The sequence below is a fragment of the Glycomyces artemisiae genome (assembly GCF_003002955.1).
In the GTDB taxonomy this organism is placed as follows: Bacteria; Actinomycetota; Actinomycetes; order Mycobacteriales; family Micromonosporaceae; genus Glycomyces; species Glycomyces artemisiae.
The window spans coordinates 492,985-513,221 of sequence record NZ_PVTJ01000001.1 but is presented as its reverse complement, the minus strand read 5'-3'; the positions used below and the strand labels follow the sequence as shown (position 1 = coordinate 513,221).

Sequence of the window (20,237 nt, the reverse complement as noted above, 5' to 3'; positions counted from 1 at the left end):
CGCCCCGATTGCGGGGTAACTGCACCGGTCTGAGCTGTGGTTTCGACCGATTGTGAACAGGCCCGCATTTTGCAAGTAACATGCGCGAAACAATTGATTTACGGTGAGGCAATTGATCGCGGTTAGCGTTTCGCCTAATAAGCTTAGGCGTCGACAGCGAGGTCGGCCCGACCGGACCGGGTGATCGACGTTCCGGGACCCGCTGGGCGGGGCCGCGGCACGGTCCTCCCGGCACCTCACCTACCGAGAGGAATACCTTCGTGTTCTCCAGCCCTGAAGAGCTCCTCGGCTACGTCCGCGACAACGACGTGAAGTTCATCGACGTCCGCTTCTGCGACCTGCCCGGCGTCATGCAGCACTTCAACATCCCGGCCGAGTCCTTCGACGACGACCTCCTCGAAGAGGGCCTCGCGTTCGACGGCTCGTCGATCCGCGGCTTCCAAGAGATCCACGAGTCGGACATGCTGCTCCTGCCGGACGTGGCGACCGCGTTCGTCGACCCGTTCCGCGAGCAGAAGACCCTGGCGCTCAACTTCTTCGTGCACGACCCCTTCACCCGCGAGGCCTACAGCCGCGACCCGCGCAACGTCGCGAAGAAGGCCGAGCAGTACCTGGCCGGCTCCGGCATCGCCGACACCGCGTACTTCGGGGCCGAGGCCGAGTTCTACATCTTCGACTCGATCCGCTTCGACCAGACCGCGAACCAGGCCTTCTACGAGATCGACTCGGTCGAGGGCGCCTGGAACACCGGCGCCGACGAGCCCGGCGGGAACCTCGGCTACAAGCCGCGCCACAAGGGCGGGTACTTCCCGGTCGGCCCCGTCGACCACTTCGCGGACCTGCGCGACCGCATGGTCACCAACCTCATCGAGGGCGGCCTCACCATCGAGCGCGCCCACCACGAGGTCGGCACCGCGGGCCAGTCGGAGATCAACTACCGCTTCGACACGCTGCTGCACTCCGGCGACGACGTGCAGAAGTTCAAGTACATCATCAAGAACACCGCCACCCAGGCCGGCAAGACCGTGACCTTCATGCCGAAGCCGCTGTTCGGCGACAACGGCTCGGGCATGCACACCCACCAGTCGCTGTGGGCCAACGGCGAGCCGCTGTTCTACGACGAGACCGGCTACGCGGGCCTCTCGGACACCGCCCGCCACTACATCGGCGGCCTGCTGCGGCACGCCCCCTCGCTGCTGGCGTTCACGAACCCGTCCGTGAACTCCTACCGCCGCCTCGTGCCGGGCTTCGAAGCCCCCGTGAACCTCGTGTACTCGCAGCGCAACCGCTCCGCGTGCACCCGCATCCCGGTCACCGGCTCCAACGCCAAGGCCAAGCGCGTCGAGTTCCGCGTGCCGGACCCGTCGAGCAACCCGTACCTGGCGTTCTCCGCCATGCTCATGGCGGGCCTGGACGGCATCAAGAACAAGATCGAGCCGCCGGCGCCGGTCGACAAGGACCTGTACGAGCTCGGCCCGGAGGAGTACGGCGACATCCAGCAGGTCCCCGGCTCGCTCGACAAGGTGCTCGACAACCTGGAGGCCGACCACGACTTCCTCACCGAGGGCGGCGTGTTCACCCCCGACCTGATCGAGACCTGGATCAGCTACAAGCGCGAGAACGAGATCGACCCGATCCGCCTCCGCCCGACCCCGCACGAGTTCGATCTGTACTACGAGGTCTAAAGCCTTGTTAGACAACGTGCTTGAAGGGCGCGTCCGGCATCGCCGGGCGCGCCCTTGAACGTTTGTTCACGGCGCCCGCGCCGGGGCATACTTCGGCGATGCCCTTCAGAATCCTCAAGCGCCTCGACCGGGGCCTGCTGCGCGACATCGCGGCGCTCGACGCCGGGCTGTTCATCGTCGGGGTGTCCTTCGGGGCGATCGCGACCTCGCAGGGCGTCCCCTGGTGGCAGTCGACGGCCATGTCCCTCTTCGTGTTCGCGGGCGCCTCCCAGTTCGCGACCATGGGGATCATGACCGCGGGCGGCGGCCTCCTCGCGGGCGTCGCGGCGGGCCTGATCCTCAACCTGCGGCACGTCCCCTACGGCATGGCCGTCGGCGACGTCTACTGGACCTCCCTGCGCGCCAAGCTCATCGGCACCCACCTGCTCGTGGACCACTCCGCGGCGTTCGCACTCGCGGCCGGGGACGACCGGCGGCGGGCCCGCCACGCGTACTGGACCGTCGGCGTGAGCCTGTTCGTCATCTGGAACCTCGGGAGCGTGCTCGGCGCGTTCGCCGGGCAGTTCATCGCCGACCCGAAGGCCCTCGGCCTCGACGCGGCCCTGCCCGCGATCATGCTCGCCATCATCATGCCGAACCTGCGCGACCGCCGCACCCTCGCGGCCGGGGTCCTCGGCACCGCGGTCGCGCTGGGCACCAGCTTCCTCCTGCCCGCGGGCGTGCCGGTGCTGCTGGCGCTCGTCGGGCTCGTGGTGATGTGGAAGGGCGCGAACCGGAACGAGGAGACGGCGGCATGACGATGATGATCGCGATCCTGGCGCTGGCGGCCGGGACCTACCTGATCCGGCTCTCGGGGCCGCTGCTGCGGCGGCGCATGACCCTCTCCGACCATGCCGAGCAGGTCATCCGGGCCGGTGCGACCGTGGTGCTGCTGGCGCTCGCGGTGACCGCGGCGCTCCTGGTCGACGGCGGCTTCGCGGGCTGGGCGCTCCCCGCGGGCGTGCTCGTCGGCGGCGTGCTCGCGTGGCGGAAGGCGCCGCTCGCGCTCGTGGTCGTCGCGGCGGCCGCGACGACGGCGCTGCTGCGGCTCGCGGGCGTGGCTTAGCGAAGGGAACGGCAAGGGCCCCGCAGCTTTCGCTGCGGGGCCCCTGACCTATTCAGCTTCTACCGGAGTCCGTACCCCTTCGGGTGTGACTACCAGTCCTGCGCGGCGCGGCGGCGACGCATCAGGAAGAAGATCACGCCGGCGGCCACGATGAGCGCGGCGGCCGAGCCGATCATGATCGAGAGCGAGCTACCGGTCTTGGGGAGCTCGGGCTTCGGCGAAGGCGACTCGCTGGGGGTCTCCTCCGGCGGGCACGGGGTCCACGGGACCTCGCCGTAGACGGAGTCCTTCTGGGTCTCGACCCAGTAGAAGACCGAGAACTCCTCGTTGTTCTGCGCCGGGACGGTAATCGTCTTGGACTCGCCCGGGGCCACGACCTCGACGGTCTCGGACTCGTCGTAGCTGGTGTAGAAGTAGAACGTCGTCTCCTCGCCGTCCTCGGGGACGGAGATGGTGAAGTTCAGGCCGTCGCAGTCGGCCTCGGCGGTGACGTAGTGGCACAGCGGGTTGTCGACCCACTCGATGGTGGTGTACAGCTCGCCGTCGACGAGGATGTCGACCGTCAGGCCGGTCTCCGGGTCGTCCAGGAGGAAGTACTCCCAGGCGCCCTCGTCGACCTCGGGGGTGTAGGAGACGGCGTCGCCGTTGCTCGGGTCGAAGGTGAACTCCGCCAGGGCCTCGGGGTTGTAGTTGTCGCCGTAGACGAACACGCCGAAGCAGTCGGAGTAGCCGCCGGCCTCGACCTCGGGCGTGGGCTCCTCGGGGGCCTCGCAGCCGCCCTCGGGCTGGCTGACGACCCCGGTGCCGGAGCCCTCCTGGCCGTTCGGCCACTCCGCGTCGATCTTGAGCTCCGCGGTGGCCTGGTCCAGGCTCAGGGTCTGCGTGCCGGTGATGACCTCGCCGGTGCTCGGGTGGGGCAGGGAGGCGCCGACCTGGAGGTCGCCTTCGAGCTCGGCGCTCAGCGCGGTGACGACACCGGCGCCGAGGTTCTGGGAGTTCCAGTCGGTCGCTTCCCAGGTGACGGTCCAGCCGTCGTCAGTGCACTCGGAGTAACCGGTGATCTCGACGTGGTGGGCTTGGGCTGCGGAGGCGAAGGTGACCGCTCCGGCGAGGCCCAGGACGGCGCTGCCGGCCAGTCCGAGCACCCGCTTGAGGGTACGGTTCATGTCTCTCCTAAGTAGATGACTGTTGGGTTGGGGGGTAGTCAGGGCGCCGGCGGTCAGGGGTTGAGCGTGACCGGCCCAGGCACCGTACCAAATGAGACACGCAGCAACCCGAAGAAGGGTCGCATAACGATCTCGTAACGGAGCGGCCGTCACCTGGTGCGACGCAGGCGTTCCGGATCGTCCTGAGTACATCCGGCGGATCGGGCGAAACGGAAGCGGCCGGACCCGCGAAGGGGTCCGGCCGCGCTCCGAACGCGACGGGGAGGCTACGCCTCTCCGGCGTCGATCTGCTCTTCGGTGAGGTACTCGCTGTCGACGATGACCTCCTTGTAGTTGTCGGCGGTGACGTCCACGGGCTCCAGGAGGAGCGAGGGCACGAACTTGAAGCCGTTGTCGTAGGTGCCGAGGTCGTTGACCTCCGGGTCGCCGCCGTCGACGATCGCCTTGACCATGCCGGTGACGGTGTGGGCGAGCTGGCGGGTGTCCTTGAAGACGGTCTCGGTCTGGCCGGTGCCGTCCTTGATGGCCTTGACCGAGGCGGCCTCGGCGTCCTGCCCGGTGACGACGGGGAAGCCGCCGGTGCCGGGTTCGTAGTCGGCGTCCACCAGCGCGGCGACCACGCCGCGGCTGATGCCGTCGTAGGGGGACAGGACCGCGTGCAGCTCCGTCTCGTCGTCGTCGTAGAACTCGCCGAGCAGGTCGCTCATGCGGGTCTGGGCGGCGTCGCCGCTCCAGCCCGCGGTCGCGGTCGGCTCCTGCTCGGTCTGGCCCGAGGGGATGAGGACCTTGCCTTCGTAGATGAAGCTCTCAAGGGTGTCGAGGCCGCCCATGAAGAAGTACTGCGAGTTGTTGTCGCCGAGGTCGCCGGAGAACAGCTCGATGTTGAAGGGGCCCGGGTTGTCGCGCATGCCGAGCCGGTCGATGATGTGCGTCGCCTGGAGGACGCCGACCTGGTAGTTGTCGAACGAGGCGTAGAAGTCGACGTCGGGGGTTTCGAGGATGAGGCGGTCGTAGGCGATGACGGTGACGCCCTTGTCCTTCGCGTCGGCGAGGACCTGGCCGAGGGAGGTGTTGTCGATGGCGGCGATGACGAGGAACTCCACGCCCTCGTCGACCATGGACTGGATCTGCGCGATCTGGTCCTCGACGACGTCCTTGGCGTTCTGGTGGATGACGTCGTACCCGAGGCCCTTGAGGTTGGACTCCAGCGCCTTGCCCTCGATCACCCACCGCTCGGAGGTGTCGGTGGGCATCGAGATGCCGGTGAAGCCGGTCAGCGAAGCGGACTCCTCGCCCGCGCCGCACCCGGCCAGCGACACCGCGGCGGCGCCCGCCGATCCGTACAGCAGGCCACGACGACTGAGGTGCATAAGGGTGGTACTCCTTCGTACACGGGAGGGGGTTCGTATTCCCCCCGAAACTAACACGGCCGCGAAATGAGACATGTGGGTCGATCCGTGATCCGTTCGTGTCCTGAGCAGGGGATAAATCAGGACTTGCATCATATTACGGCTCGCATGTGTATCGATCTTGACGCATGTTCGGCGCCAATTGGAAATGATCCTCAGTGAAGGTAGATCGGCCCCGGAGATCGCTCTCCGGCGGCCCCGCCGGGAGGGGTGCGCGCCGCATACCATTGCGGGCATGAGCGACCGCTGGATCGAAGTGGCCGACCGCGTGTGGGCGCGGCGGCTGGAGGAACTGGACCAGACCCTGGGGCTGGTCGTCGGGGACGACTGCTGCCTGGTGATCGACACCGGGATCAGCGCCGAGGCCGGGTTCGCGTTCGCCACGGCGATCCGGGAGCTGACCGACCTGCCGTGGCAGGTCGCGTACACGCACGACCACTTCGACCACTGGTTCGGGACGTCGGCGTTCGGCGAGTCCTCAGTGTGGGCCGTGGCCGACGGCGCGCACTACGTGCGGTTCGGCGACGAGCAGCGCCGCAAGTGGGTCGCGAAGTACCGGCTCGACGGGCGCGAGGAGGAGGCCCGGCAGATGGGGGCCTCGCGGCTGGTGCCGCCGAACTGCCGCGTGCAGGGCGCGGTCGGGCTGAACCTCGGCGGGCGCACGGTGGTGCTGCGGCAGGTCGGGCCCGCGCACAGCGACAACGACATGGTCGTGGAGGTGCCCGACGCGGGCGTGCTGTTCGCCGGGGACCTGCTGGAGCAGGGCGCGCCGCCGTCCTACTCGTCGGCCTTCCCGATCGAGTGGCCGCAGGCCGTCGAGCACCTGCTGGGCTGGAAGCCGCCGGTCGTGGTGCCGGGCCACGGCGAGCCCGGGGACTACTGGTGGGCGCGGGCGCAGGTGCGGGACCTCGCCGAGGTCGCGCGGCTGTGCGCCGAAGCGGCGCAGGGCTTCCTCACCGAGGACGAGGCCGCGGAGCACGGCCCGTTCGGGCCCGAGACGATGCGGACCGCGATCGCGCGCTGGAAGGAGCTGACGCCGCCCGCGCCGGAGCCCCTCCCGCAGCCGGAGCCGGACCGGACTCCCCCGGCGCCGGTCGTCATCTACGACTTCGACTACCAGATCGACATGCGGCCCTAGACGATACGGGCTAGTCGAAGGGCTGGTCCTCGAAGCCCGCGTGGAGCTTGCGGAGGAGCGCGCCGAGCTGGTCGCGCTCCTTCGCCGTGAGCGGGGCGAGGGCCTCGTTCTGGGCGGCGATGCCGATGCGCACGGACTCCTCGATGACCTCGCGGCCCAGAGGCGTCATGCGGACCTTGATGCCGCGGCGGTCGCCGGGGTCGGGCAGGCGCTCGATGAAGCCCGAGGCCTCCAGCTTGTCGAGGCGGCCCGTGAGGCCGCCGGAGGAGAGCATCATGGCGGCGCTGATCTCCTTGGGCGAGAGCGTGAACGGCTCGCCGGAGCGGCGGATCGTGGCGAGCACGTCGAACTCGTTGCGGCCCAAGCCCTGCTCCGACCGCAGCGCGTGGAGGCGCGCGCCGAGCTTCTGGGAGATGCGGTGGATGCGGCCGAACAGCGCCATCGAGTCGAGTTCGAGCTCGGGCATCTCGCGGTGCCACTGGCCGATGATGCGGTCCACGGCGTCGTCAGTCATGGCCGTATTCTCCCCTACCTGCACGGGCGCCGGGCAAGTCCCTGGCGGTGATCCAACTCTACCTCAAGTATCTTGACTCTAAACTAGTTTGATGTAAGCTAATTTCAGCCAAGCTACTTCGAAGGAAGCGTCATGAACCGCAGCACCAAAGACCTCCTGCTCACCGCCCTCGCACCGGTCATGTGGGGCACCACGTACTTCGTCACCACCGAGTTCCTCCCCGCCGAGCGCCCGCTCCTCACCGCGCTCCTGCGGGCCCTGCCCGCCGGGCTCCTGCTCATACTCCTGGCACGAAAGCTGCCGCGCGGGTCGTGGTGGTGGAAGTCCGCCGTCATCGGCCTGCTGAACATCGCGGTGTTCTTCGCGTTCCTGTTCATCGCCACGTACCGGCTCCCCGGCGGCGTCGCGGCCGTCCTCGGCGCGGTCGGGCCCCTCGTGACCGCGGGGATGACGATGCTGGTGCTCCACACGCGGGTTCCGTTGCGCACGTGGGTGCTCGGCATCGCGGGCGTCGCGGGCGTCTCGATGGTGGTCCTCACCGCGCAGGCCCGGCTCGACCTGACCGGGGCGCTCGCGGGCGTCGGCGGCGCGGTCTCGATGGCGACCGCCGTGGTGCTCACCAAGAAGTGGGGCCTGCCGCGCAGCGCCGGGCCCGCGGCCCTCGCGGGCTGGCAGCTCACCGCGGGCGGCCTGCTGCTCGCCCCGCTCGCGCTCCTCGTCGAAGGCGGCGTCCCGGAGCTGACGGGCACGAACGTCCTCGGCTACCTGTACCTCGGCCTGGTCAACACGGCCCTGGGCTACTGGCTGTGGTTCCGCGGCATCGGGCGGCTCTCGGTGGTGCCCTTGAGCTTCCTGGGCCTGCTCTCGCCGCTCACGGCCGCCACGGTGGGCTGGCTGCTCGCGGGCGAGACGTTCACCGTGTGGCAGACCCTCGGCTTCGCCGTGGCGCTCGGCGCGACCCTCCTGGCGCAGCTCCAGCACAAGCCGAACCGGGTGGAACCGGTGGCGCCGAAGGTCCTCGCGAAGGTCTGAACGCAGCGAAAGGACCGCCCGGTCGGGCGGCCCTTTCCTCTTGCGCTATACCATCTTGCGGCGGTAGGCGCGCATCGCGAGCGGGGCCGTCACCGCGAAGATCGCGACCGCCCACACGAACGTCCACATGAGCGGCTCGGCGATCGGGCCGTACGACAGCAGGCCGCGCATCGCGTCGGCGAGGTGCGTGACCGGGTTGACCTTCGCCCATGCCTGCATGAACCCCGGCATCGTGTTGATGTCGACGAACGCGCTCGACGTGAACGTCAGCGGCATGATGATGACGAACGCGTAGATCTGCACCTTCTCCTCGGAGTCGGCGACCACGCCCATGAGCACCGAGACCCACGAGATCGCCAGCGCGAACACCACGAGCACGAGCGTCGCCAGGAACGCGTAGCCGACGCTGCGCAGCTCGAAGCCCATGAGCAGGCCCAGGCCGACCATGATGACGACGGACCAGACCTGCTTGAACATGTCGGCGAAGATCTTCCCGGCGAGGGGCGCGGACCTGGCGATGGGCAGGGACCGGAAGCGGTCGTAGACGCCCTTGCGGAGGTCGGCATTGATGCCGGTGCCGGTGTACATGGTGAGGAAGATGGCGTTCTGGGCGATGAGGCCGCCGAGGACGTATTGCAGGTAGTCGGAGGTGGATCCGGCCATCTGGCCGCCGAAGACGTAGACGAACAGCAGCAGGAACATGATCGGGCTGAGGCTGAGGTCGACGAGTTCGAACGGGTTGTGCTTGATGCGGACCATCTGGCGCCAGGCCATGGAGAGGGTCTGGCTGACGGTGGCGCCGAGGCCGGGGCGGCCGAGCGCGGGCGCGGGGGCCTCGATGGTTGCGGCGGTCATTTCGCCTCCTCCTCGCTGTCGTCGGCGTCCTCTTCGGTGCGGCGGCCGGTGAGGGTCAGGAAGACCTCGTCGAGGCTGGAGAGGCCGAGGTGGAACTCGGTGAGCGCGATGCCGCGGTCGCGGAGGTCGGCGGCGAGGGTCGGCATGACGCCGTCGTCGTTGACACCGATGGTGATCGCTCCGGCTTCGACCATGGGTTCGAGGTCGGGGAAGCGCTCGGCGACGAGGCTCCGGAGGGCGTCGAGCTGGCCGTGGTCCTCGGGCTGGATGCGGAGGGTCTGGCCGCCGATCTTGGCCTTGAGCTGGGTGGGGGTGCCGGTGGCGATGACGCGGCCGTGGTCGATGACGGCGATCTCGTGGGCGAGCTGGTCGGCCTCTTCGAGGTACTGGGTGGTGAGGAGGACGGTGGTGCCGTCGGCGACGAGGTCGCGGACGAGGCCCCAGAGTTCGCCGCGGGCGCGCGGGTCGAGTCCGGTCGTGGGTTCGTCGAGGAACAGGATCTTGGGGCGGCCGACGAGGCTGGCGGCGAGGTCGAGGCGGCGTCGCATGCCGCCGGAGTAGGCCTTCGCGGGCTTGTCGGCGGCGTCGGCGAGGTTGAACTGGGCGAGGAGCTCGCGGGCGCGGGCCTTGGCGTCCCTGGTGTGCATGCCGAGGAGGCGGCCGATGAAGCGGAGGTTCTCCTCCCCGGTGAGCAGTTCGTCGATGCCCGCGAACTGGCCGGTGAGCCCGATGAGGGAGCGGACTTCGGGGGCGTGCTCGATGATGTCGTAGCCGCCGACGCGGCCGGTCCCGGCGGTGGGCTGGGAGAGGGTGGCGAGCATGCGGACCATGGTGGTCTTCCCGGCGCCGTTGGGGCCGAGGACGCCGAGCACGGTCCCGGTGCGGGCGTTCAGGTCGATGTGGTCGACGGCCACGAGGTCGCCGAAGTGCTTGGTGATGCCCTCGGTCTCGATGGCGTAGTCGGTGGAATGCGACACGTCGTCCTCCTTCAGGAGCGTTCGCATGGTGCAAGGGTTCTGGTTTGCGCGACGCGTGTGCGCCACCTCATATGATGTCAGATTGACGCCCGGTTGGCATCACCCGGCGCGGAGGAATTCGCGCGGCCGGATTCTGATCATGCACCCAGGGTCCGACACGCGTGCGGGAATCGCCCGGACGCGGGGGTCAGCGCACCTCGGGACGGGGGTACCCGCAGGCGTCGCAGTGGTCCTCGAACCCGATCGGGAGCCAGCCGCCGGAGAGCCAGCGCGGATGGTTGGGGAACGAGTCGTGTGCGGCGAGCGCGAAGATCAGCACCGCCGACATGGTCTGGAACTGGACGATCGTGTCGGCGCCTGTGTCGTTGCCCCGGTAGCGGAAGACGACGGTGTCGGGGCCCGTCAGATCGATCATGTCGAGCCCGGACCAGTAGATGCTGTACTGCTCGGTGTGGCTCCAGAACATGACCCGGGTGGTGGAGACCATGATCGAGCCGGGCGGGCCGGGCATCCAGCGGCGCTGGAGGTCGGCCTGGGCGCGGCGCTTGGCAGCGTTGTTGGCGATGGCGTTGACCGCGAGCGCGCCCGCGACGAATCCGACGCTGCCGAACGCGAACATCCCCGATGTGGAGTAGCTGCCGTCCCCGGCGGCCTGGAAGTACATGGGCGTGGCCTGGCCGTCGGCGACCGGGAGCTCCCCGGGGTCGGTGCGGACGAGTGTCGGGACCGGCCTCCAGTCGCTCAGGCCGTTCCGGCGCAGGCCCTGGACGACGGCGCAGGCGTAGTGGAGGTGCGAGTCGTACTGAGTCCACTCGGCGGCGGTCTGCCCGCCTGCGGGTTCGAGTTCATCGGACGGGCTCATGGCACTCCGGCATAGGGGGATGCGAACGGCGCCATGCTACTGCGGCCGGGCCAGGCCCGGCACCGGGCCGTCACCCGTCAGAGCGTCTGGAGGAGTTTCCTGATGCGTTTCTCGGAGATCTGGTAGCGGGTGCCGAGCTGCTGCGCGAAGAAGGAGATGCGGAGCTCTTCGAGCATCCACCTGACCTCGCGGCCCTCGCCGGTGCGCAGGGCCGCGGGGCGGGAGCGGGCGAGGGCGTCGCGCTCGGCTTCGAGGGAGTGGATCACGTCCATCTTCCCCTTGTCGCCGTTGACGTCGGCGACGACGCGGGTGGCGCGGTAGGCGATGCCCTTGACGTAGCGGAGGAGGTCGTCCAGGCGCCACCAGCCGGTCGCGCCGACGAACCCGTCGGCGCCGGTGAGCCCTTCGAGCTGGCGGCGCATGTCGCTCATCGCCGCGAGCATCGTGAAGTCGAACTTGCCTTCCAGGAGCCGCGCAGCGTTCCGGGCCTCGGTGAGGACCGCGGCGGCCTTGCGGGCCACGGCCGGGGACTCCCCGGCGACCTCGGGGCGGGCGCGCTTGAGGAGGGCCTCGAACCCGGCCCGGTCCCAGGCGGGGCCGCCGCCTTCGATGAGGACCTTGTCGAGGACGGTGCGCACGCAGTCGGCCAGGAGCGCGTCGACGTTCGCGTACGGCCCCGTGGCGAGCGCGAGCTGCTCGTTGCGGGTGAGGACTTCCTTCAGGTGCGGGTCGGGGCAGTTCAGGCGCAGCAGGCGCCGGGTCCCGGCCCACATGTTCGCGGCCTGCGAGCCCGCGTCGGGGAAGGCCTTGACGCCGACGGTGGCGCCCTCGTCGGTGAGCGCGGGGTACGCCTTCGCGGTGTAGCCCTTGCGCGGGGTCTCGTGGAGCTTCGGGAGCGCCTCGAAGTCCCAGGTGGTGAGGCCGGTGCGTTCGAGGTCGAACGCCTCGGCGGCCGCTTCCTCGGTCTTGGGGGCGAGCTGGCGCTGGAGCGCTCCGAGCTCCTTGCCCTCGGCGAGGACCGCGCCGTCCTCGTCCCTGACCTGGAAGGTCACGAGCAGGTGCCCGGGGACCTTCGTGAGGTCGAACGCGTCGAACGGGACGTGCACGTTCGTCATCGACTTGAGCGTGTCGGCGAGCGCGGCCATCATGGGCCGGCCGGGGGCCGGGGCCATGCGGGCGACGGCGGCCTTCGCGAAGTCGGGGGCCGGGACGAAGCTGCGGCGCAGGGACTTCGGGAGGCTCTTGATGAGCGCCTCGGCGAACTCGGCGCGCAGGCCCGGGACCTGCCAGGTGAACGCGTCCTGGTCGAGCTGCTGGAGCGCCGGGAGCGGGACGGCGACGGTGACGCCGTCGCGGGCCGAGCCGGGCTCGAACTCGTAGTCCAGTTCGAGGTCGGCGCCTTCGGAGGTCCAGACCTCGGGGTAGTCGTCGGCGGCGACGGCCTCGGCCCGGTCGCCGAGGAGCAGCGCCTCGTCGAAGTCGAGGAGGGTCTTGTCCTGCTGGCGCTTCCACCACGTGTCGAAGTGGCGGCCGGAGACGACGTCGGCGGGGACGCGCTCGTCGTAGAAGTCGAAGAGGGTCTGCTCGTCGGCGAGGAGGCCCCGCTGGCGGACCCGGCTCTCCAGCTCCTCGACCTCGGTGATCTTCGCGAGGTTGCGGGCGAGGAACTTGTGGTGGGTCTCCCACTCGCCCTGGACGAGCGCGTGCCGGATGAACAGCTCGCGGCTCGTCTCGGGGTCGATCCGCCCGAAGTTGACCTTGCGGCGGGCCACGATCGGGACGCCGTAGAGGGTGACGCGCTCGAAGGCCATGACCGCGCCGGAGCGCTTGGCCCAGTGGGGTTCCGAGTACGTGCGCTTGACGAGGTGCTGCGCGAGCGGCTCGACCCATTCGGGCTCGATCTTCGCGACGACGCGGCCCCACAGGCGGCTGGTCTCCACGAGCTCCCCGGCGACGACCCACCGCGGCTGCTTCTTCGCCAGGCCCGAGCCGGGGAAGATCGCGAACTTCGCGTTGCGCCCGCCCAGGTACTCGCGGGTGTCGGCCTCCTTGACGCCGATGTGCGAGAGGAGCCCGGCGAGGAGCGCGGTGTGGATGCGCTTCGCGTCGGGGACGGGCTCGGTGGGCTGGGTCGGGATCTTCAGGGACTTGAGGACCCCTTGGATCTGGCGCACCAGGTCCTGCCACTCGCGGATGCGCAGGTAGTGCAGGTACTCCTGCTTGCACATGCGGCGGAAGGAGCTCGACGAGCGCGAGCGGCGCTCCCCTTCGAGGTACCGCCACAGGTTCAGGAACGCCGAGAAGTCCGAGTCCGGGTCGTTGAACCGGGCGTGCGACTGGTCGGCCTGCGCCCGCTTGTCCGCCGGGCGCTCCTTCGGGTCCTGGATGGACAGCGCCGCGGTGATGACGGCGACCTCGTGGACGCAGCCCTCCTCGCGGGCCTGGAGGATCATGCGGGCCAGGCGCGGGTCGATCGGCAGGCGCGCGATGTCGCGCCCGGCCTTCGTCAGGCGCCGCTCGCCGGAGCGCACGTCTTCGAGCGCGCCCAGCTCCACCAGGAGGTCCATGCCGTCCTTGATGTTCCGCGAGTCGGGGGCGTCGACGAACGGGAACGTCTCGACGCGGCCGAGCTTCGCCGCGGTCATCTGGAGGATGACGGACGCGAGGTTGGTGCGCAGGATCTCCGCGTCGGTGAACTCCGGGCGGGAGTTGAAGTCCTCTTCGGAGTACAGGCGGATGCAGATGCCCTCGGCGACGCGGCCGCAGCGCCCGGCGCGCTGGTTGGCGCTGGCCTGGCTGATCGGCTCGATGGGGAGGCGCTGGACCTTCGTGCGGGCGGAGTAGCGGGAGATGCGCGCGTACCCGGCGTCGACGACGTAGCGGATGCCGGGCACGGTCAGCGAGGTCTCGGCGACGTTGGTGGACAGGATGATCCGGCGGCCGGTGTGGGGCCGGAAGACCCGGTGCTGCTCCTCGGCGGAGAGGCGCGCGTAGAGCGGGACGATCTCGGTGTGGCGGAGCTTCGCCTTTTCGAGGGCGTCGGCGGTGTCGCGGATCTCCTGCTCGCCGGAGAGGAACACGAGGATGTCGCCGTCCCCGGCGCGCGACAGCTCGTTGACGGCGTCGAGGATGCCGTCGGTCTGGTCGCGGTCCTCGTCGCCCTCCTCGTCGCGCAGGGGCCGGTAGCGGACCTCGACGGGGTAGGTGCGGCCCGAGACCTCAAGAACGGGGGCCGGCTTGGCCTCCGTACCGAAGTGCCTGGCGAACCGCTCGGGGTCGATGGTCGCGGAGGTGACGACGACCTTGAGGTCGGGCCGCTTGGGGAGGATCTGCTTGAGGCAGCCCAGGATGAAGTCGATGTTGAGGCTGCGCTCGTGGGCCTCGTCGATGATGATCGTGTCGTAGGCGCTCAGGAGCCGGTCGTGCTGGATCTCGGTGAGCAGGATGCCGTCGGTCATGAGCTTGACGTACGAGCGGTCGGAGACCTGGTCGGTGAAGCGGACCTTCCAGCCGACGGCCTCCCCGAGCGGGGAGCCCAGCTCCTCGGCAATGCGCTCGGCGACCGCGCGGGCGGCGATCCGCCGCGGCTGCGTGTGGCCGATCATGCCGCGCACGCCGCGGCCGAGTTCGAGGCAGATCTTCGGGATCTGCGTGGTCTTGCCCGAGCCGGTCTCGCCCGCGATGATGACGACCTGGTGGTCGCGGATCGCTTCGAGGATGTCGTCCTTGCGCTGCGAGACGGGCAGCTCTTCGGGGTAGACGATCTTCGGCACGCCTGCCGCGCGGGCGGCGAGCGCGGCCTCCTTCGACTCGACGTCGGCTTCGAGCCGCGCGAACGCGTCGCTGCGGGCCTGCCCGTCGAGGTCGCGGGCCTCCCGGAGGCGCCGCCGGAGGGCGCGCTGATCGGCCGTGCGCAGCGCGGAGACGCGCTCGTGCAGGCTGGGACGGGATTTCGGGACGCTGCTGGGCATGACGATAGGCAAGGATACTTGGGCGGCGCGCCCGCGCGCCATGCATTATGCGCGGGTGTGGCACCCGCGGCCCGGTTCGGGAGCGTCCCGGCAAATCGGACCCCTGGGGACCCCCCGGTTGCAATCCTGCGCGCGGGGTCCGACACCGCTCCGCACGCGAGCAGCCCTCACTCTGCCGTGAGGTCCCCGCACAGGACCCGGTTCGAGTCGGCGCCCTCGTCCTCGGCGAGCTCGTCGGGCGCGTGGACGACGATGCTCTTCGCGCGGTCGTCGGGGACCAGGTCGGTGGACTCGGTGGTCGTGGCCGTTCCGGTGGCGTCGGTGGTGAACGACAGCTCGATGATGTTCCCGGCCGCGTCCTCGCCGTCGGGGTCGGCGAGCCAGTGGCCGCCGCCGGGCGGGTCCTCGTCGCAGGCCGCGTCGTGGACGTGCGCCATGTAGGCGGTGTCGGGGCGCAGCCCGGCGACCGCGAGCTGCACCGAGGTGCTGCCCGTGGAGCTGACGTCGGCGGTGCCGGTCGCCTGCGGGTCCAGGTCGGCCCAGGCGGCGGTCGGTTCGAGCGCGGCGGTCCAGGTGCCGCCCGGGGCGTCGGCGACGTCCTCGCCTCCCCCGCAGCCCGACAGCGCGGCGGCGGCGAGGAAGGCGGTCAAGGCGGTGGCGGCGCGGGACGGCATGGGCGCTCCTTCGTGGTCGGCCCGACCAGTATCGGCCCGGAGCCGCCCCGAGACGGGGATTCCGGGCCCGTGTCCGCAGGGGCACGGGCCCGGAGTTCAGGCCGCGACCGGCACGTCCTCGACGATCCCCTCGCCGCGCACCAGGCCGACCCGGCGGGTCACGCCGATGCCGTCCAGGAACGCCTCGTCGTGGCTGACCACGACCAGCGCGCCTTGGAACGCGGTGAGCGCCTGCTGAAGCTGGCGCGTCGAGGACATGTCGAGGTTGTTCGTCGGCTCGTCGAGCAGCAGCAGCTGCGGCGCGGGCTGCGAGGACAGCACCGTCGCCAACGCTGCGCGCAGCCGCTGGCCGCCCGAGAGCGTGCCGACCTTCTGGAACACGGCGTCGCCGCGCATCCCGAAGCGCGCCAGGCGGGTCCGCAGGAGCGCCTGCGGGGCCTCGGGCGCGGCGGAGCGCACGTTGTCGAGCACCGTGGCGTCCTCGTCGAGCAGTTCCAGGCGCTGCGTGAGGAACCCGTGCGGGACCCGCGCGGCCGCGGCGACCGCGCGCAGCAGCGTGGTCTTGCCGGAGCCGTTGTCGCCGGTGAGGGCGACGCGTTCGGGCCCGCGCAGGTGCAGGCCCACGCCGTCGCCGTAGATCTCACCGGCCTTGAGTCCCTCGACGAGCGCGATCTCGCGGTGCGTCGAGACGTGCGTCTCCGGCAGGTCCACGCTGATGCCGCCGTCGTCGCGCACGGTCTCCTCGGCGGCGTCGAGGCGCTCGCGGGCCTCGGCGACGTCCTCCTGCTTGGCGAGCAGGATCTTCGCCGACGAGACCTCCCCGGCGTTCTTCTTGCCGTTGAGGAGGATCTTCGGCGTGCCGCCGCGGTCGCGCTCGCGCTTCCACGCGGATGCGCCCTTGTCGTTCTGGATGCGGGTGGCGACCAGCTCCTTGCGCTGCCTCGTCAAGTCCTGCTTGGCGTCGCGCACGGCGCGGGCCGCGGCCTCCTGCTCGGCGGCGATGACCGCCTCGTAGGCGCTGTAGTTGCCGTCGAACACGCGGATGCGTCCCTTGTAGAGCTCGGCGACGGAGTCGACGTGCTCCAGGAGCGCCCGGTCGTGGCTGACGACGACAAGCGTGCCGCCGAATCGGCGGATCGCCTGGTACAGGCGCTGCCGCGCGGAGGCGTCGAGGTTGTTCGACGGCTCGTCGAGCAGGAGCACGTCCGGGCGGCGCACGAGCCGCCCGGCCAGGCCCACGAGCATCGACTCGCCACCGGACAGGGTCGCGACGGTGCGCTCGAAGCCGACGTGGTCGAGGCCGAGCTCGTCGAGCGCGACCCGCGAGCGGTCGAGGAAGTCCCAGTCGTCGCCGATGGCGGCGAAGTGCTCCTCCCCCGCGTCGCCCGCCTCGATCGCCAGGAGCGCGCGGCGCTTGTCGGCGATGCCGAGCAGGTCGGCGACGGTGTCGCCCAGGCGCAGCGGGAGTTCCTGCGGCAGGTACTCGATGAGGCCCGACGCGGTGATCGACCCGGACTCGGGTTTGAGGAGCCCGGCGACCAGGCGCATGAGCGTGGACTTGCCGGTCCCGTTGTCGCCGACGAGGGCGGTGCGGCCGTCGGAGAACACGACGTCGACGCCGTCGAAGACGCGGTCGCCGTCCGGCCAGGCGAAGCGCAGCTGCTGGACGTTGATATAGGTGGTGGCCATGGAGACCTCTCTCAGGTGAGTTGTCGAACGGGATCACATGAGAGACATCGCGCCTGACGGCGGAAAGGGATCGTTCCCGGAAATAGGACACCCTCTTGATCGAAGACACACCGTGCACGTGCGCAGAGACGTGGCGGCGCGATGTCTACGACCTAGAGCTTCAAGTGAGTGCCTAACGTCGGGAACAAGGACCGGACAACCGTATCCGCGCCTCCCCTGCGTGTCAAGGGAGACGCGCGCCACGGGCCCAGCCGATACCGGGGGGGTGGATCGGCCGGGCCCGCGGACTTGTGCGGAGGTTGGCTAACAGGTGGCGGTCTGCTTCCAGACCCCCCATTCGCCGGTGGTGCCGGGCTCCTCGCCCTGCGTCCACCAGGAGGCGGTGTAGGCGATGCCGTTGTGGGTCACCTTGCTGCCGCCGGTGTACACCGAGGCGGCGGCCCAGGCCGCGGCCGAGCAGCCCTCACCGGTGCCGGGGTCGGTGGAGGTCGGCGGGTCGGACGGGTCGCCCGAGCCGCCGCCGCCGAAGTCGACGTCGATGCAGGAGTAGAAGGCGTTCGCGGTGTCCGCGATGTTCCAGACCGCGAGGACCAGGTGCTGGCCGGTGCGGGACGGGAGCGTCACGGTCTGCGTCATGGTGTGGTCGGGCTGGGCCCCGCCCATGTTGAACGACGCGATCGGGGTGAGCCCGAGGTCCGCGCGGGTGAGCGGCTGCGCCGGGTCGTAGTTCGCGTTGGTGATGTAGTAGTCGAACGTGGCGGTGGAGTGGCGCGCGGTCATCGTCCACGTGAAGGTCTTCGGGCCGGCGCTCACCGAGGTGGTGGGCCAGTTGCCGCCGCGCGGGTCGTCGAGTTCGGCGAAGGTGTCGTGGCCCGCGGAGCAGATCTCGCCGTCCGCGGGTCCGGCCGCCGGGAAGCCCTTGGGGCCCTCGACGCTCTGGGGCTCGTAGGAGATGGCCCCGCAGTTGGTGACCTCCCCGCTGGCGCACAGCGCCGAGCGGGAGGGCGGGTCGGAGGTGTAGCCGTGGCCCCATGCGAGGGCCGCCATGGAGGCCGACACCGCGAGGGTCGCGGCTCCGGCGATGGACAGGATGATCTTGCGCGACTTGCGCATCGTCGTCTCCTATCGGGGGTTGGGTTCAGCGATTCTCTTCAATGTCGTAACACGATCTAGCTGGGACGACATGAATTAAAAAGTAACCTAACAGTTCCCGGCAAGGCACACAAGGGGAGCGGCCGCGGTTTCTCCGGTTTTTCGGGGAATTGCACCGCATTCGCACGGAACGACGGCGGCCGCGCACAGAACGTGCGCGGCCGTCATGGATCGGTGCTCAGTCCTCTTCGGACTCCTCCGGGTGCGTCATGAGCACGGTGGCGGAGACGATGAGGCCCCCGCCGATGACGACGATCGCGATGACCATCATGGCGATTGCGGTGGCACTCACAGGGCCGCCTCCACTTCGTGCGCTTCCTCTTCGGTCTCGATCGGCGGGACCTCCTTGCGGCGCAGGATGAGCGCCATGATGGTCCCGAAGGCCAGCGCGCCTCCCGCGAGGGCCCAGCCGAACGCCTGGTACTGGTTGTAGGCCTCCAGGCCGGGCTCGGCGGCCAGGAGGTCGCGGAGGCTGAGGAACAGGATGCCCGCGAGCATGACCGGGGTGATGACGCCGAGGCACACGAACCAGATCGGGCCGACCTTGAACGTCGAGGTCGCGTTGGCGTCGTCGCGCAGCTCCTTCCAGCGCCACATGACCCAGACGGTGACGACGATGCTCACGAGCGCGGCGACGACGATGCCGAACTGGTTGATGTAGTAGTCGGAGACGTCGAGGAACATCAGGCCGCTCGCGGTGGGCAGCAGGAGGAGCGAGACGACGGCCATCGCGCCGCCGACGACGGCGGTGGCCTTGACGCGGCCCCAGCCGAAGCGGTCCTCCATGGCGGCCACGGGGACCTGCACGATGCTCACCATCGAGGTCCATCCGGCGACCACGAGGGAGGCGAAGAACAGGACGCCGAAGAGGCCCGCGAGGTACGGCAGCGTGTTGATGATCGTGGGGAACGCGACGAACGCGAGGCCCACGCCCGAGTGGGTCTGCTCGGCGATGGGCACGCCGGACTCGTAGGCGATGAACCCGAGGGCGGCGAAGACGCCGATGCCCGCGAGGATCTCGAAGGAGGAGTTCGCGAAGCCGACGGTGAACGCCGAAGTGGTGATGTCGGACTTGCGCTTGAGGTAGGAGGCGTAGGTGACCATGATGCCGAAGCCGATCGACAGGGAGAAGAAGATCTGGCCGTAGGCGGCGAGCCACACGCCTGGTTCGCGGACCTTCTCCCAGTCGGGCGTGAAGAAGGCGTTGAGGCCCTCGACGGCGCCGTCGAGGGTGAGGGCCTGGACGACGAGGACGCCGAACATGACCAGCAGGAGGGGGATGAAGACCTTGCTGGTGGTCTCGATGCCCTTCTTGATGCCCGCGCCGATGACGAGGAGCGTGAAGGCCCAGACGACGACCATGGCGAGGCCGATGCCGGGGAGCCAGGTGGTGAAGTCGCCGAAGCCGTCGCTGGCCTGGAGGAAGTCGGCCATGAGGAAGGTGCCGGGGTCGGCGCCCCACTGCTGGGAGACGGAGAACCAGCCGTACCAGCCGGCCCAGGCGATGATGGCCGCGTAGTAGACGGCGATGACGATGGAGACGGCGACCTGCCACCAGCCGATGGCCTCGGCGTTCTTGTTCATGCGGCGGAAGGCGACCGGGGCGGAGCCCTTGAAGCGGCGGCCGATCGTGAACTCCATGACCAGCAGCGGGATGCCCGCGGTCGTCAGGGCCACGAGGTAGGGCACGAGGAAGGCGCCGCCGCCGTTCTCGTAGGCGACGCCGGGGAAGCGCCAGATGTTGCCGAGCCCGACCGCCGAGCCGATGGCGGCCAGGATGAAGCCCACCCTCGACCCCCAGTTCTCTCTCACCATGGGTTCGTTCGCTCCAGTCTCTCGTGTTCCGGGCACATTTCGGGCCAACCCTAATGGGGCGTGCAGAGCGGGTCAAATGATCGTTACCGGGGCGTGATGGAGATTCGTTTCGCGCCTGGAAGGGAGACGGAGCGGCCCGGACGGGGCTAAGGTTGACCGGTTCCACCGCGATCGGCACGGCGCATTCGGCGAG

At 69.7% G+C, this 20,237-nt stretch carries 17 protein-coding genes; 5 read left to right on the top strand and 12 right to left on the bottom strand.

Annotated features, from left to right (window positions below; translation table 11 throughout):
* Positions 1 to 260 precede the first annotated feature (260 nt).
* From glnA to B0I28_RS02345, 3 genes are all read left to right on the top strand, one after another.
* Positions 261 to 1,685: a type I glutamate--ammonia ligase gene (gene glnA / locus B0I28_RS02355; protein ID WP_106362192.1), complete on the top strand. Its 1,425-nt coding sequence runs from the start codon at positions 261 to 263 to the stop codon at positions 1,683 to 1,685.
* A gap of 98 nt (positions 1,686 to 1,783) precedes the next feature.
* On the top strand, positions 1,784 to 2,482 hold the full coding sequence (locus tag B0I28_RS02350; RefSeq protein WP_106362191.1) for an AzlC family ABC transporter permease: 699 nt from the start codon (positions 1,784 to 1,786) through the stop codon (positions 2,480 to 2,482).
* Positions 2,479 to 2,790 (top strand): AzlD domain-containing protein, encoded by a 312-nt coding sequence (locus tag B0I28_RS02345; RefSeq protein ID WP_106362190.1) that lies wholly within the window; start codon positions 2,479 to 2,481, stop codon positions 2,788 to 2,790. Before B0I28_RS02350 ends, B0I28_RS02345 begins: the two co-directional genes overlap by 4 nt.
* A gap of 89 nt (positions 2,791 to 2,879) precedes the next feature.
* On the opposite strand, the gene B0I28_RS02340 is transcribed toward B0I28_RS02345, so the two are convergent.
* Together B0I28_RS02340 and B0I28_RS02335 are read right to left on the bottom strand one after the other, a co-directional pair.
* The gene (locus tag B0I28_RS02340) at positions 2,880 to 3,956 is read right to left on the bottom strand and encodes an LPXTG cell wall anchor domain-containing protein (RefSeq protein ID WP_181245609.1); all 1,077 of its coding nucleotides are present in this window, start codon (positions 3,954 to 3,956) and stop codon (positions 2,880 to 2,882) included.
* A gap of 266 nt (positions 3,957 to 4,222) precedes the next feature.
* The gene (locus B0I28_RS02335; protein ID WP_219926507.1) at positions 4,223 to 5,326 is read right to left on the bottom strand and encodes a substrate-binding domain-containing protein; all 1,104 of its coding nucleotides are present in this window, start codon (positions 5,324 to 5,326) and stop codon (positions 4,223 to 4,225) included.
* A gap of 274 nt (positions 5,327 to 5,600) precedes the next feature.
* Here B0I28_RS02335 and B0I28_RS02330 point away from each other — a divergent pair, with 274 nt between their 5' ends.
* Positions 5,601 to 6,503, top strand: a complete 903-nt coding sequence (locus B0I28_RS02330; RefSeq protein ID WP_106362187.1) for an MBL fold metallo-hydrolase — start codon at positions 5,601 to 5,603, stop codon at positions 6,501 to 6,503.
* 10 nt (positions 6,504 to 6,513) lie between these two features.
* Here B0I28_RS02330 and B0I28_RS02325 read toward each other — a convergent pair whose 3' ends face one another.
* Positions 6,514 to 7,017: a MarR family winged helix-turn-helix transcriptional regulator gene (locus tag B0I28_RS02325; protein WP_106362186.1), complete on the bottom strand. Its 504-nt coding sequence runs from the start codon at positions 7,015 to 7,017 to the stop codon at positions 6,514 to 6,516.
* Positions 7,018 to 7,149: 132 nt separating this feature from the next.
* Here B0I28_RS02325 and B0I28_RS02320 point away from each other — a divergent pair, with 132 nt between their 5' ends.
* Positions 7,150 to 8,049, top strand: coding sequence for an EamA family transporter (locus B0I28_RS02320; protein ID WP_106362185.1), 900 nt, complete (start codon positions 7,150 to 7,152; stop codon positions 8,047 to 8,049).
* Between the two features lie 45 nt (positions 8,050 to 8,094).
* Here the strand turns inward: B0I28_RS02320 and B0I28_RS02315 are convergent, their stop codons facing one another.
* The 9 genes from B0I28_RS02315 to B0I28_RS02280 form a co-directional block, all read right to left on the bottom strand.
* Complete coding sequence (locus B0I28_RS02315) at positions 8,095 to 8,904, bottom strand: ABC transporter permease (RefSeq protein ID WP_106362184.1); 810 nt, start codon at positions 8,902 to 8,904, stop codon at positions 8,095 to 8,097.
* On the bottom strand, positions 8,901 to 9,908 hold the full coding sequence (locus B0I28_RS02310; protein WP_106362183.1) for an ATP-binding cassette domain-containing protein: 1,008 nt from the start codon (positions 9,906 to 9,908) through the stop codon (positions 8,901 to 8,903). The genes B0I28_RS02315 and B0I28_RS02310 overlap by 4 nt, the downstream gene beginning before the upstream one ends.
* 160 nt (positions 9,909 to 10,068) lie before the next feature.
* A complete protein-coding gene (locus B0I28_RS02305) occupies positions 10,069 to 10,743 on the bottom strand; it encodes a hypothetical protein (protein WP_106362182.1) in 675 nt (224 codons plus the stop codon).
* 77 nt (positions 10,744 to 10,820) lie between these two features.
* Positions 10,821 to 14,714 carry an ATP-dependent RNA helicase HrpA gene (gene hrpA, locus B0I28_RS02300; protein ID WP_106362181.1) on the bottom strand — a complete coding sequence of 1,298 codons (3,894 nt, stop codon included), beginning with the start codon at positions 14,712 to 14,714 and terminating at the stop codon, positions 10,821 to 10,823.
* A gap of 167 nt (positions 14,715 to 14,881) precedes the next feature.
* The gene (locus B0I28_RS02295) at positions 14,882 to 15,388 is read right to left on the bottom strand and encodes a superoxide dismutase family protein (RefSeq protein WP_106362180.1); all 507 of its coding nucleotides are present in this window, start codon (positions 15,386 to 15,388) and stop codon (positions 14,882 to 14,884) included.
* Between the two features lie 96 nt (positions 15,389 to 15,484).
* Positions 15,485 to 17,077, bottom strand: coding sequence for an ABC-F family ATP-binding cassette domain-containing protein (locus B0I28_RS02290; protein ID WP_106362179.1), 1,593 nt, complete (start codon positions 17,075 to 17,077; stop codon positions 15,485 to 15,487).
* 303 nt (positions 17,078 to 17,380) lie between these two features.
* Entirely contained in the window at positions 17,381 to 18,190 is an 810-nt protein-coding gene (locus B0I28_RS02285; RefSeq protein WP_106362178.1) for a lytic polysaccharide monooxygenase auxiliary activity family 9 protein, read from the bottom strand.
* A 217-nt stretch (positions 18,191 to 18,407) separates the two neighbouring features.
* Positions 18,408 to 18,521 (bottom strand): methionine/alanine import family NSS transporter small subunit, encoded by a 114-nt coding sequence (locus B0I28_RS26775; protein WP_146147942.1) that lies wholly within the window; start codon positions 18,519 to 18,521, stop codon positions 18,408 to 18,410.
* Complete coding sequence (locus B0I28_RS02280; protein WP_219926505.1) at positions 18,518 to 20,017, bottom strand: sodium-dependent transporter; 1,500 nt, start codon at positions 20,015 to 20,017, stop codon at positions 18,518 to 18,520. The genes B0I28_RS26775 and B0I28_RS02280 overlap by 4 nt, the downstream gene beginning before the upstream one ends.
* Positions 20,018 to 20,237: the final 220 nt, after the last annotated feature.